Source organism: Nostoc sp. LEGE 12447, from assembly GCF_015206985.1.
In the GTDB taxonomy this organism is placed as follows: domain Bacteria; phylum Cyanobacteriota; class Cyanobacteriia; order Cyanobacteriales; family Nostocaceae; genus Nostoc.
Genome location: NZ_JADEXT010000048.1, coordinates 37,412 through 49,478, shown reverse-complemented (window position 1 = coordinate 49,478; position 12,067 = coordinate 37,412). Strand labels below are relative to the sequence as shown.

Annotated in this window: 12 protein-coding genes and 1 pseudogene; 8 read left to right on the top strand and 5 right to left on the bottom strand. The window is 41.1% G+C overall.

Annotation, left to right across the window (positions count from 1 at the left end):
* The first annotated feature begins 181 nt into the window (after positions 1-181).
* Both IQ274_RS30565 and IQ274_RS30560 read left to right on the top strand, forming a co-directional pair.
* Complete coding sequence (locus IQ274_RS30565) at positions 182-505, top strand: hypothetical protein (RefSeq protein WP_194144474.1); 324 nt, start codon at positions 182-184, stop codon at positions 503-505.
* Between the two features lie 101 nt (positions 506-606).
* Positions 607-840 carry a hypothetical protein gene (locus IQ274_RS30560; RefSeq protein ID WP_194144473.1) on the top strand — a complete coding sequence of 78 codons (234 nt, stop codon included), beginning with the start codon at positions 607-609 and terminating at the stop codon, positions 838-840.
* A gap of 23 nt (positions 841-863) precedes the next feature.
* Here the strand turns inward: IQ274_RS30560 and IQ274_RS30555 are convergent, their stop codons facing one another.
* Complete coding sequence (locus tag IQ274_RS30555) at positions 864-1,658, bottom strand: class I SAM-dependent methyltransferase (RefSeq protein WP_163938769.1); 795 nt, start codon at positions 1,656-1,658, stop codon at positions 864-866.
* Positions 1,659-1,799: 141 nt separating this feature from the next.
* Entirely contained in the window at positions 1,800-1,967 is a 168-nt protein-coding gene (locus tag IQ274_RS30550) for a hypothetical protein (protein WP_163938755.1), read from the bottom strand.
* A gap of 83 nt (positions 1,968-2,050) precedes the next feature.
* Here IQ274_RS30550 and IQ274_RS30545 point away from each other — a divergent pair, with 83 nt between their 5' ends.
* Positions 2,051-2,206 (top strand): hypothetical protein, encoded by a 156-nt coding sequence (locus IQ274_RS30545; protein ID WP_228058464.1) that lies wholly within the window; start codon positions 2,051-2,053, stop codon positions 2,204-2,206.
* 282 nt (positions 2,207-2,488) lie between these two features.
* On the opposite strand, the gene IQ274_RS30540 is transcribed toward IQ274_RS30545, so the two are convergent.
* Positions 2,489-3,922 carry a Rieske 2Fe-2S domain-containing protein gene (locus IQ274_RS30540; protein ID WP_194144472.1) on the bottom strand — a complete coding sequence of 478 codons (1,434 nt, stop codon included), beginning with the start codon at positions 3,920-3,922 and terminating at the stop codon, positions 2,489-2,491.
* 239 nt (positions 3,923-4,161) lie between these two features.
* On the opposite strand from IQ274_RS30540, the pseudogene IQ274_RS30535 reads away from it, so the two are divergent.
* From IQ274_RS30535 to IQ274_RS37555, 3 genes and pseudogenes are all read left to right on the top strand, one after another.
* A pseudogene (locus tag IQ274_RS30535) lies at positions 4,162-4,884 on the top strand (IS1 family transposase).
* Positions 4,885-5,596: 712 nt separating this feature from the next.
* Positions 5,597-6,184: a hypothetical protein gene (locus IQ274_RS36875; protein WP_228058463.1), complete on the top strand. Its 588-nt coding sequence runs from the start codon at positions 5,597-5,599 to the stop codon at positions 6,182-6,184.
* Positions 6,177-6,308: a hypothetical protein gene (locus IQ274_RS37555; RefSeq protein WP_265578584.1), complete on the top strand. Its 132-nt coding sequence runs from the start codon at positions 6,177-6,179 to the stop codon at positions 6,306-6,308. Before IQ274_RS36875 ends, IQ274_RS37555 begins: the two co-directional genes overlap by 8 nt.
* A gap of 115 nt (positions 6,309-6,423) precedes the next feature.
* On the opposite strand, the gene IQ274_RS30525 is transcribed toward IQ274_RS37555, so the two are convergent.
* The gene (locus tag IQ274_RS30525; protein ID WP_322745385.1) at positions 6,424-8,577 is read right to left on the bottom strand and encodes an ATP-binding protein; all 2,154 of its coding nucleotides are present in this window, start codon (positions 8,575-8,577) and stop codon (positions 6,424-6,426) included.
* Between the two features lie 151 nt (positions 8,578-8,728).
* Entirely contained in the window at positions 8,729-10,381 is a 1,653-nt protein-coding gene (locus tag IQ274_RS36870) for a DUF4157 domain-containing protein (RefSeq protein WP_228058462.1), read from the bottom strand.
* A gap of 409 nt (positions 10,382-10,790) precedes the next feature.
* Here IQ274_RS36870 and IQ274_RS30515 point away from each other — a divergent pair, with 409 nt between their 5' ends.
* A complete protein-coding gene (locus IQ274_RS30515; protein WP_163930701.1) occupies positions 10,791-11,375 on the top strand; it encodes a DUF4255 domain-containing protein in 585 nt (194 codons plus the stop codon).
* A 14-nt stretch (positions 11,376-11,389) separates the two neighbouring features.
* Entirely contained in the window at positions 11,390-12,028 is a 639-nt protein-coding gene (locus tag IQ274_RS30510) for an MSCRAMM family protein (RefSeq protein ID WP_194144471.1), read from the top strand.
* Positions 12,029-12,067 lie beyond the last annotated feature (39 nt).

Genomic DNA, 12,067 nt, shown 5'->3' with positions numbered 1-12,067 from the left:
TGACAAAGATTGTTGTGATTAACGTTCCAAAGTCTATGCTAGTCATGGGGGAAGTCTGAGTTGAAAAGCTGGTAACTTTCATCTTCTTACTTCTCCCGCCTTTTTTCCTAATTCACATTAGGCGTAACTTACTTTAACACATTGTTTCCAGTCCCAATCCAATGGCATTTGAACGACAATTATGAGTAACCCTCTTTCCCATCCCGAAGATCCAGACTTCCATTCATCTATTCAGGAGAATCTAAAACAGCTTTCTGCTCAGTTGGGATCTCCTTGGTCCGAATTATCAGTCATGGAAATATACCAGAATGCGTGCGATCTACTGAGCTACGTTTCCCCATCACCTCTTACTCTTGCCCGCGTTGCAGGAACATTACTCGTCTACCGAGTCACGGATACAGAACCGGAAGAATTTGAGTGGTTCAGCACCCAAGTGAAACAATGTCTGGACGAAGAAGAAGTTGAGGAGTTGATTGAATCCATACATCGCACAGATGCTTTGTAATCGCTGAAAAAGCGGAAGTTTCGCGCACATCGGATACTGCCGCATCATCTCTTGCAACACCACCGCCTCACCTTCTGGCGTAAATATCACACTACCTGACATTGCAATTACAATCCTCTGCCGCCTCGCGCACTCAAACCAATCCTTTACAGCAGATTTTACCTACGTGGACTCCGGTTTTTTCCCCTCCTTACAAGCAGCCACAAATACGGACTTCGGTGACTTTACCCCTTGCCAAGTTCGTAACACCTCCTTCAAATAAGCGATCAGCTACGCTGGGCGCTTGCGCCATCGCACCCGGTACATTCTCCCAACACCGCCTCAGCGTGCGCTGAATCTACCTATTGAGCCGAAACTGCTATGTTTTACGAGCAACAACGTAGTAAATTAACTCCTCATACCATACACCTTGCTCAGTTTCTAGTGCCGCGATCTCTTCATCATAGCTGGCTTTGATCTGGCAAATTTTTGGAGGTGTTAATTCCCGTAACGGATTATCGATATGTAGCCAGAATTGTCCATTCCATCTGCTTTGTGCTTCTTCTATGCTCAGGTAAGTCCCCATCTGTCGAGGATGAATTTCAATTTGGTCAAACTTGGCTTGAGTTAATAGGTGTTTAATTCGCTCTGGTGTTCCCAATGGTTCATGTAGATTTGGCAGTGTGATTCCATTTTTTGCACAAGCTTCTACAATCGACAATGCTAAATATGAATTTTCAGACGAGCAGGTAAATGCGATGAATCCACCGAACTTGAGACAACGATACCAATTTTCGAGAATTTTAGGAATGTTGGGAAAAAGCACGATGGCGTAAGAACAATAGATCGCATCAAACTTGTCTGCTTCAGGTTGATATGCTTCTGCATCAACTTCAATTAGCCGAACATTGGATAAGTTTTCGGCTTGAATTTTCTGTTGAGCAATCTTGAGTAGTTCTGTTGCGATATCAATTCCAATCACATAACCACTTGGACCTACTTTTTGAGCAGATGTGATTGCAATATTTCCTGTTCCTGTCGCCACATCTAAGACGGATTGCCCAGGGCTTGGAGTTACGTAGTCAAAAAGTGCAATTGCACGATTGAGGGTGACATCGTAATCATAATTGGTTCTGGCATTGTAAAAATTGATGATTTCCTGCTTATATGTCATAAATAGCAACAATTTAGGATCACAAATCACCAAATAAGCTGAAAGTGCTAAATTTTCATCCTCTGCTTACTTTAGCCTTAAACTGTCCGCGCATCTGAATTGACTTGTCTAGCTTGTAGTTGACATAATACACTTTACTCATCACACTTCACCAACACCCCATCCGCCGTCACCAATCCCCACTGCGGAAACTTCACCAACAGCTTCTTGATCGCAATCTGCTTTCGCCGGGTCATCATTCAAACACTCCTGCAAAAAGTCAAACCCCAGATTCTCCCCCGAATTCCCCGCCACTTTGAGTTTCTGCATCCGCTAGCACAGTAGTACAAATGCACGATGCAGAACGAAACTACCTTTAAAATTGGCAGAAGGTTTACGTTAGCGAATCTAGAATGCCGCAATATGGCAAGCGGGTTACAGTTCGCGGTATTGTGGATGGTCATAGCTTGGGTATGTTCTACGATTGCAGAGATGACCAGGGGAATAGGTTACTGCTACGGTTTGAGGAAATTTCTGCTTCTAAACCGCAATTAGCACGGCACGGTTAAGTTTTGTGTTGTTAAGGATATGCGATCGCCGTACTCCTTTCCTGGGGAACGCTACGCGAACGGAGAAAGGTTGCGAGAGCGTAGCGCCTCATAAGAGAAGGCTTAAGCGAGAGCTTATCGCACCTACGTAACACATTTCGTCCAAATATTTGTTGACCACTCAAAGGTATAGCTCAAGATTAACTTGATACAATCCTATAAGGAAAAACACTAAATTTTATGGTTTCTTAACTGCTAGGGCTAATCGCATTTATCTACACCTATTAACTAACGAAAATTTTGCTAATTTTTCTCTGGCAGATTTCTAGGTGGAATTTCTCCTCCTTGATAAAACTGTTGCTCTAACTTGCCCAAACCAAGCCAAATCAAAACACTAAATATCATAACTAGGGTTAAAACAATAACACTAATGATAGAAATCGGATTCTGAATCAACATTAATAAAGGAAGAAACCCCCAAATTAAGGCTGCTACCACTGCTACTCCTACTCTCAATCGCTGTAATTGAGTTAAAGCAGGTCTACAACTGGCACATTTTTTTGTGTGGGAATGATACCTGTCAAGTAATACTTCTTTTGGTAGCGGTGGTGGTAGACACTCTGATTTAAATGGTTCAGCCTTGTATTGCTTTACCCAAGAACGTAACTCAGATACAAAAAGATCTGCTTTGGTTGGTAAATAAAAAGCTTTAGTAAAGTTGGCACTACCACCAAGTTTTTCAAAATAGCGTTCTTGGTAATGTAAAAAAATCTGATCGTCTTCGAGTACGCGATTTTGACCAATATGAGAATACCAGCGCGGAGTCACCCTGAGGAATAACCCTGGTAATTTGGATGAGAATTTGAAGGGAAACTGGGCAAATAATCGACATTCTCCTTTACGAATAGGAGTTGCATAGACCACTGTTAATGTTCTGCCATACTGCTTGGAGGTGAGGTCGTGCCACATCAATCCGGGGGCAATAAACGTAGTATCTTGCCGCCCTAAAGTTCCTTTGCGTGGCCCTTGTGCCCAAGTTCCTTTAAACCCCCACTTTCCTGATTCCATAATCTCTAAATCTATTGGAGACGCGTTTGCCCGATTGCCGACAGTGCGGTGATGTGTGTAGGGAATATGGCTGGTGTCAAGAACGTTTTCCATTAATGTTAGAGCATCATAAGGTACATCTCTAAAGGTGTTAAGGTAAATCCAACCATCTGGGTCTTGTTCTAATGGTTCAACAATCGGGACTTTAGTTTTAGCTGCATTCTCTGCTCGACCAGGATAGACAAACAACATTTGTTGACGAACTATGGTTGCTAATGTTGCTACACAAGCCCGTTGAGAAACTTCTGCTTTTGTTGTTTGTGTTTGCTGTGGTATGCGCTCACACTGCCCTGTTCCTGAAAAAGCCCAACCATGATAGGGACATTCCAACAATCCCTCGTGATTAATTCTGCCTTCCGAAAGTGGTGCTAATCGATGTGGGCATTGATCTATAAACGCTCGCCATGTCTGTTCTTTTTGGTCCCACCATATAACAATATCTTGCTCTAACAAGGTGAAGCGAGTTGCTTGAGATTTGTTTAAGTCTTCAATGTAACAAACAGGATACCAAACTTCTTGCCAGTCAAAGACATCTGGATCTAGTCCACCAGCAAGGAACTCTTGTACTGTTCTGATTTGGGATGTTATTTCTTGTTGAGAATCCTTTTGAGGTAAAACACTGTTGGACATGGTAACAATTGAAAAATTATATGATTTTTTATCTACAAAAATGTAGTGATTCTTTAATCTTATTAGTGGAAAATAATTGAGAAATCAATCTTTAGTCTCAGATAGCTTCAGTTAAAGCACAAAATTTTTTGATAAATAGATTGTAAAACTTTTAACGTCAAAACGCTTTCGCATATCTGCGGTTGTCAGAAGGGGATTCCGGCATTGCATAATAGAGGGATGAATTGAGGCATTGTACTGTGTATTGTCCATACTGCGACTCTACTGAGATTAGAAAAAATGGTAAACGAAGAGGTAAGTAAAATCACATTTGTGTAAAATGTGGTCGTCAATTTATCGATGTCTATAGTCCACCAAAAGGATACTCAGATGAGATAAAACAAGACTGTTTAAGGTCATACGTGAATGGCATGGGATTTCGAGCGATCGAGCGTGATAAGGGAGTTCACCATACAACCGTAATTTATTGGTTAAAACTTATTGGTGAAAAACTTCCAGATGCACCGCCAATCAACGAGATACCAGAAGTTGGAGAGTTAGATGAACTCGAAACTTTTGTAGGTTTAAAAAAAACAAAATTTGGTTGTGGACAGCAGTAAACCACTTCCGTCAAGGAATTTTAGCTTGGGTTTTAGGAGATCACAGCGCTGAAACATTTAAACCTTTGTGGGACATTATTTGCTGCTGGCTTTGCGCTTTTTTATGTTACCGATGGATGGAAAGTTTACCCCAGTTTTATTGAGGCAGGAGATCATATTGTCAGTAAAACATATATGACCAGAGTAGAAGGTGAAAATACACGGTTACGTCATTATCTGGCACGCTTACAGACGCTCCTAACGTCGCTACCGCTTCGCTATTGCAAAACATTATGCTATTCCAAGACAGTAGATATGCTTAAATGCTCAATCCGCTTGTTACTTCACTATTTAAAGTATAGAGAAATACTCGTGATTAACTGATTCATCCCACATTTATGCAACGCCGCGGAAACTTCACCAGCAGCTTCTTGATTACAATCTGCAAAGCCGGATCGTCACTCCAGCACTCTTGCAAGAAGTTAAAACCCGGATTCTCACCCGAATTAGCCGCTCGATTCAGTTTCTCCCTTCTTACAGGTCGCATATTTGCCCTTGCAACAATCGCCTCATGTGACCATTTTTCAGTTGGTGACACGGGTAGCGCGGAACAATAGCCCTCATCAACTGCTTTGACTTCTACACCTAAAACTGAGTTTTCAACTAACAACGAAGTGGAATAGAATCGTTTAGTTCATGGAGTGGAATTTATCTACACTCCATAAATAAAAACCCCGCTCCAAAGCGAGGTGAGTAAATAGACAATGAACATAGCCTTACACTATGGCAAATATCAACTTAAGACATATCTCCTTAGATATAAAAATTTATTCTCTCCCCGATAAACTCAATTATTAACAGATAAAAACCATGAGCAATTAAGCCGCAATCTGACAAGTCCACATACTGCCATTATTACCTGATTATAACGATGACGAGATAAACGAAATTTCTCACTCGCTATAAAGGCTTTTTGAGCAGATATAGAGTACACGAGAGTATAGGCAGATCCAATCTAGTCATTACTTCTCAACAACGAATGATGTCTATCTCGGCGATGCCATAAATGTACTAGCTGAAGTTGAAGAGGCGATTGATGAAGTCGAACAATTTACACAGCAAGCAGGAAAAACAGAACATGAGGCAAGTGCAAAACTGTGAATTTCAAAAAAACGATTGTTTATTAGGTGACTGCCACCTTCGCCTAATCCTTACAGGTATAACGGGCGACCCCTTACTGCATTTAGTTGAATTGAGACTAATCGCCGCCAGCCGAATTGCAGCCGCAGAATTAGAGGAACTACTCAAGTCAAGAACTATTCCTGCACCGTGCCGAGGTCGCAAATACTTTTACGGAGTCGAAGGCAACGGCGTGATTATCAATTGCGCTGTTCATCCCCACGGCTACTTGATGAAAAATGTCCTGATTGGTCAGCTCATCAAGAAAATCATGTTGTACACAGGAGCAATAAATATGTCATTCACTTTGGATAATCGCTCTCAAAACAAAGAATCGTCCCTGACAAAAGCATTGCGGCAGATACAACAGTTAAACTCCAAAATTGCTGTGTTAGAGCGGCAGCATCAAGATTATGTGCAGAAGCAACAGAATTTAATTCCAGCCATCGCTGAGAGAAAGTATTTCTCCGATACAGGAAGTACAGGCGCTGCGGATTTTGATTGATCGGGGAGAAGCAGCTTGTCGGCAGTACTTGCGTTCGGTGTTGCTTAAACAACGTTTTACTTGGCAGCCGACGGCTGCCACAAATTTACCTCCATATAACGATTATCATTCTTATTTGATTTGATGCTTAATTCTCTGAAAGCCGTGTGTGGTCTATTTTTGGGGAATTCAATCTTGATTATTGATCTTCAATATTTAGATGCGTTCGCCATAGGGTTTGACCTGGGGACAGTCGTCTATCAACGCCAAATTATATATTCTCCTAAGTCTTTTTCTCTTAAAATATGTCCCATCTTTTGATACTCCCTACGCAACGCCCCAATCAAATGTTTCATAGTGATTACTTTCCCATCATCTGCTGCTAAAAAAGCTGCTGTCAAAGAAATGTTGCGAATATTAGCCCCAGTAATCTCAAAATTTTCTGCTAGAAACTCTAAATCCAACTCGGAGCTACAAGGCGCAATTTTCGGAAAAATTCTTTGCCAAATTAGATAACGATTTTTTGTGTCTGGTAAGGGGAACTCAATAATAAATCGGAGACGGCGTTCAAAAGCTGTATCTATATTGCTACGAAGATTAGTAGTTAGAATAGCAATTCCTTTATACTCCTCCATTTTTTGTAATAGATAACCCACTTCGATATTAGCATAGCGATCGCGGGCATCTTGCACTTCAGAACGTTTGCCAAATAAGGCATCTGCTTCATCAAAAAATAGAATGGCATTAGAATTACTGGCAGCATGAAAAATACGATTGAGGTTTTTCTCTGTGTCACCGATGTATTTACTAACTATTTGCGATAAATCTATTTTGTAAAGGTCTAGTTGCAATTGATGGGCTATCACCTCTGCTGCCATTGTTTTACCTGTACCGGAAAACCCAGAAAACAGCACATTTAGACCTTTTCCTAAAGATAATTTATCTGCAAAACCCCATTTTTGATGTACTAAATCTCGATATTCTGCTTCTTTGCAAATTTCCTTTAGTTGTGTTATTTGGTTGGGATGCAATACAATATCATCCCAAGTATATTTTGGTGTAATTTTTTGGGCGAGGTTCGCTAAATCGTGACCAGATTGAGCGCGGGCTGCACTACATAAGTTAAAAAATGGCAGTAGTGGTTTTTCTGTTTTGCGATCGCTATTGTATTTAGTTGAGTTAAGTTGTTGCCAACGAGCGGTATTATAGGCTGTAGCGACGGCATCAGCGATTTGATCTGGAGCCAAAAGAAAGCGATCGCACAACACATCTAACTCTCTATCTTCAATACTTATCTGGGCTACTTTGAGGTGAGTTTGCCAACATTCTCGGCGTTGACTAGGCTCAGGAATTGTAAAAGGAACTGTAATTAACCCTGTTGCAGCCGTCGCTGTGGGTATCCAATTTTGCACTCCTGAGAGAATAGTAATACCTATATTTTTCTCTAGTTCTCTGAGGAACGATTGATAAAGAACTTGATGATCTTGAAGGTAAAGAATATCGAAGTTATCGAGATACAGCAAACGATTAAAGAACCAGGCTTCTCGCCATAAAAGTTGCAATTTTTCCTCAAAGTTGGCTTTATCCTCTACCATCTTTGCTAAATCGGCAACTAACAAGGGAACTTCCAGGGTTTTAGCAAGAATTTGGGCGGTGTGGCGTTTACCCGTGCGATCAGTCCCTTGAAAATAGAGCAGTAGGGGTTGTTGTTTCTGCCAGTCTTCTATCAGCAAGGCTTCTAGTGCTTTTTGTACATCTGCCTTGAGATATAAAGTATTGAAATATATGATTGGTTCTAGTAGTTGACAACAAGAAATGAGTCGGGAATCTAACCCTGGTTGACCCAATAACAACCTCACCACTTGGGAGTCGAGTATTAGACGATGAGAAAGAAGTGTCGATTGCTGCTGATGAGTTTCCGAGCAGAGATGGAGCAGACGATGGTAAATGAGGGGTGAGTTAGTAGTAAAATGCTTACGTCGTGATAGCTTTTCAGGAATGCTAGAACAGAGCAAGTTTAAGACCATATCTACTGTAGGCCTTTTGTTGCTCATATCATCTTGGAGATAGGCATAAACTTTTTCATAGTGACGATCTAATTCTGGTGCTAGGGAAATAGCTAGTATATCTAAGTCAAAAGTAGATAAACCAAAAGTATTTTGCAGCCATGCTAAGACCGAATCTGACCGAATTGTAATAGACGGTTGTTCTGATGAGATTTCAGTTTGTTGCAACCATGAAACTCCGAATTCTCCCTCTACTTTTTCCTGAGTTTGCAGAGTGAAAATCGCTTGTTTAATTAGCCAATCTAAACGGATTAGGAGAGGCTGCAATCCATTTAAATCGCGACTAATTTCTACAGCTTGGGAGATAGGTTTGGTAAATATCTGCGCTTCTGCTGCTGTTGAATACACTGGATATTCCTTGAGTGAGCAGTATATGGAAATGGAGAGAGATTGTGGACGTTAGCAACGCCTGCTGTAGGCATCGCACTATCCTAAATATTTTTTTCAATCTCCTTTATTACTTTCGCTAAAATGGCGATCGCACTACAATAACTTTCTATTATATTTGATCGGCTATTTCCCTTACTAAAGCAGCAGGTATCTCTACTGTCATGGTAGTTGCCTTTTTTAATGTTTCTATATACGTTGGGATATCGACTTCTAGCCCAAGGTTTTCTGCTTCAGCATCTCGTTTCACACTCCCTTTTGATGACATGAAGTTAATAGACGAGCCTTTGCGAGTGTTTAATATTGCCTCCATATGCTTTTCGTGTTCTTGATCGAATGTCTCGTTCCATTCACTAACATTTGCTTTTTTGGCACTCTCGTAGCTTCTTTTGTCAAAAAACCCTAAACTTTCTACATATTGTTTTTCCTTAGCTTTGCGCCCCTTTTCTATTTTGGTAGCTTCACTATGTGTATCTGTGTCCCCTATTTTTTCACTCAGCAGCTTCACCATACTCTTGATGACTGCACCACCCCCCATTGGCAATATAACCATGCCGTTTTCCTCTATATGGTTTTTCGCAACAATTTTCAGAGCGAAAGGAATCAAAGCTGTAAGCAATCCTCCACGAGCCTCCTGTGTTGCATCAGTGTGGAGGACAGTATAACCTTTTTTAGGAGGTTCTATTTTCACCTCTCCAAGCCATACCGAACCTTTGAAAGTTATGTTTTTTCGGGCTTCAACATAATGATATTTTTTGTCTTGAGAGTAGAGAATTTTTACTCCTCCCTCCTCTTTTAGCACTTCTATTTCAGTCCTATTATCCTTGCTGGTATCTTCCGCTCCTCCGCGTTGGATGACACCCTGAGGTGCTTTTGACATAACATAATTTTTAGCTTGGAGAAACTTATCTGCCTCTCCCCAATTGTCACGTTTTTGGGTTACAGCAGACTGAACGGCACCGCTATTCTGCTGCACTACATGAGTCAATTCATGGGCAATCAACTCCTGTCCTCCTCTATTCCCTGGCTGATATTCACCCTGCCGGAAGAACACATCCTGCCCTGTGGTAAACGCCTTCGCCTGAATTGATTGATTCAACTGGTCAGCCTGAGCATCCGTATGTACCCTGACTCCATTAAAATCTGTTCCCATCGCCTGCCCCATTGACTGTTGCAGACTGGCATCCAAAGACTGTCCACCACCCCTCGCACTATTAATAGAGTCTGCCAAATCTGTTGATGCTTCACCCCCAGAAATAGCTTCTCGGCGCTGCACGATCTCTGGTAACTGCTTTAGTTGCAATTTTTCTTCATCTGTTTGCTGGCGTTGTAAAGTATTCGGTTGTGTTTGCGCTGAATCTTTCTTTGGCAGTGCATTTGTTTGTAGTGTGTTCATCTGCTGCACCACATCCTTAGCTACCCGATCCGCTTCTTGCTCATACTTATCCCCCGCTTCCCCTATTATCAGCTTCGCCTGTATCGGTGCCGCTACCTGCCCAGCACCACCCCAAAGCTGGGCGGAAATCCCCTGAAATTCAGGTATCCACGGCGTTTGCTTCCCCGCCAAAATCTCTTGTGTTGACCTTGTACCGATCGCACTTTCTAACTCCTGTCTCTCATCCCCACTCACGCTATTTGGGTCTTGTTGCACTCTCTGCACAACTGAAGACAATGATCCATAACTGGGACTAGAGGCAATCTCTTTACTTATTGGCGTTGATGGCAGCGAGGGTGCAACTTTTTGAAATATTTGTTTTTGGTACATGGTTCGTCTCCGGCATTCGGTTAGGGATTGCTATAAAAAATAGTGATGACACATACTTAAGTGTTTGTGCTGGTTATAAATTTTCAGTATTTATTATATTCAGCACTAGTAGACTAAATTATTACATTATTATTTTAAAACACGGAGCAAAACCAACCCAGTTTTGAGCGCCGCAGCAAGATTCTGCAACGTTAAGTTCCTTTTTTTAAATTTAATCAATCGATTTTAGCAGACTTTTCCTAAATACAGTTTTTGCAAATATTACTAATAGTTACAAGAATATTGACATTAACTAATGTATATTTTATTCATAAAGCTAGTAACTGGTTGTATTATTTTCAACTATCAGTTATTTTCTTTCATAAGCTTTCAAAATGAACAGTGTCATAAAACGAACATTGTTTAGATTATGTTAGATGGTCTAGACACTACCTTAGAATTGCTACTGAAGCGAGAACTTCCACCTGATGTTCCTTCAGGAGACACAGAGGTATTTATCAGTTTTGTTACACCTTACCAAGGAGCAATTAAACAAAAACCAGCGATTAATTTATTTCTTTATGATGTGCAGGAGAATCTGGAGTTACGCAGCAGTGCTTGGTCAGTGGAACGCCAAACTAATGGCAGAGCAATTAGAAAACGTCCCCCAGCTAGGGTAGATTGTTCCTATCTAATTACTGCTTGGCCACAAAATGAAGAGGATGTCCAGACAGAACATCAACTTTTAGGAGCAGTGATGAAGGTATTGCTGCGACATCGAAAACTCCCCGAAACCTTGATTGCAGATAATTTGGAAGGACAAGAACTTCCTTTAAGACTAATTAGTTTACGTCCCAGTAACTTACAAAGTTTTGGGGAATTTTGGCAAGCAATGGGGGGGAAGGAAGGAACTAGACCCAAGGTTGTCTTGCATTGTACTGTCACTATCTCCGTTCCTGTGGATGAAGCAGGAGAAGAAGCGGGACTGGTGGGAGTTCATCAACCAAACTCTTAGTTTCAGGAGTAGCGATGCTCGAACTATCTATAGTTAACCAACAAATAGCGATCGCAGGTAAAGTTTTGCAAGGAGAAACGCAAAAGAATATTTCTGGTGCAATAGTTGCAATTATTGAGATGCCAGAAAAATTCCGAGCTATTTTATCTCTAAAAGCACTGCAATACGGTTCGAGATGGGAAAAAATGCCTGAGCGACCTGACCGCAAAATTACCAGCAATGATGGTTATTTTTACTTTACTAATTTACCCCCTGGGGAATATCTTTTAGAAGCATCGTTACCTACCAGCCCAACTCGATACAACGAAGTCAAAACAAAAGTTCAAATATCTTCCCCTATCAATGGCAAAATTTCCACAACAATGGCGGATATTGTGCTTTCACCCACAGGAATTAAAGGAAGAATTACTGATGCAAACGAGCCAAAAAAGTTGATTACAAATGCCAAAGTCAAGATTCAAGATAGTGGAGATACTACTATTAGTGACCAACAAGGTAATTATCGCTTAATCGGATTAGAATCACCAAAATCAGGTCAGCGAAACATCACCATGATCGTCTCTGCAACAGGTTATCAACAAGCTTCCCATTTACTCAATATTCAGCGCGGCCAAGTAATTTCGGAGCAGAATTTTGCTCTAAAACCCAAATAACTATTCATAATTGTCGGACATGTAAGTAGGCACAATAAT

What these genes read in the sequence shown, in the direction of transcription:
- IQ274_RS30515 (WP_163930701.1), top strand. Translation starts at nt 10,791, where the DNA reads ATGTTAGATGGTCTAGACACTACCTTAGAATTGCTACTGAAGCGAGAA.
- IQ274_RS30550 (WP_163938755.1), bottom strand. Translation starts at nt 1,967, where the DNA reads ATGCAGAAACTCAAAGTGGCGGGGAATTCGGGGGAGAATCTGGGGTTT.
- IQ274_RS30565 (WP_194144474.1), top strand. Translation starts at nt 182, where the DNA reads ATGAGTAACCCTCTTTCCCATCCCGAAGATCCAGACTTCCATTCATCT.
- IQ274_RS36870 (WP_228058462.1), bottom strand. Translation starts at nt 10,381, where the DNA reads ATGTACCAAAAACAAATATTTCAAAAAGTTGCACCCTCGCTGCCATCA.
- IQ274_RS36875 (WP_228058463.1), top strand. Translation starts at nt 5,597, where the DNA reads ATGAAGTCGAACAATTTACACAGCAAGCAGGAAAAACAGAACATGAGG.
- IQ274_RS30510 (WP_194144471.1), top strand. Translation starts at nt 11,390, where the DNA reads ATGCTCGAACTATCTATAGTTAACCAACAAATAGCGATCGCAGGTAAA.
- IQ274_RS30545 (WP_228058464.1), top strand. Translation starts at nt 2,051, where the DNA reads ATGCCGCAATATGGCAAGCGGGTTACAGTTCGCGGTATTGTGGATGGT.
- IQ274_RS30540 (WP_194144472.1), bottom strand. Translation starts at nt 3,922, where the DNA reads ATGTCCAACAGTGTTTTACCTCAAAAGGATTCTCAACAAGAAATAACA.
- IQ274_RS30555 (WP_163938769.1), bottom strand. Translation starts at nt 1,658, where the DNA reads ATGACATATAAGCAGGAAATCATCAATTTTTACAATGCCAGAACCAAT.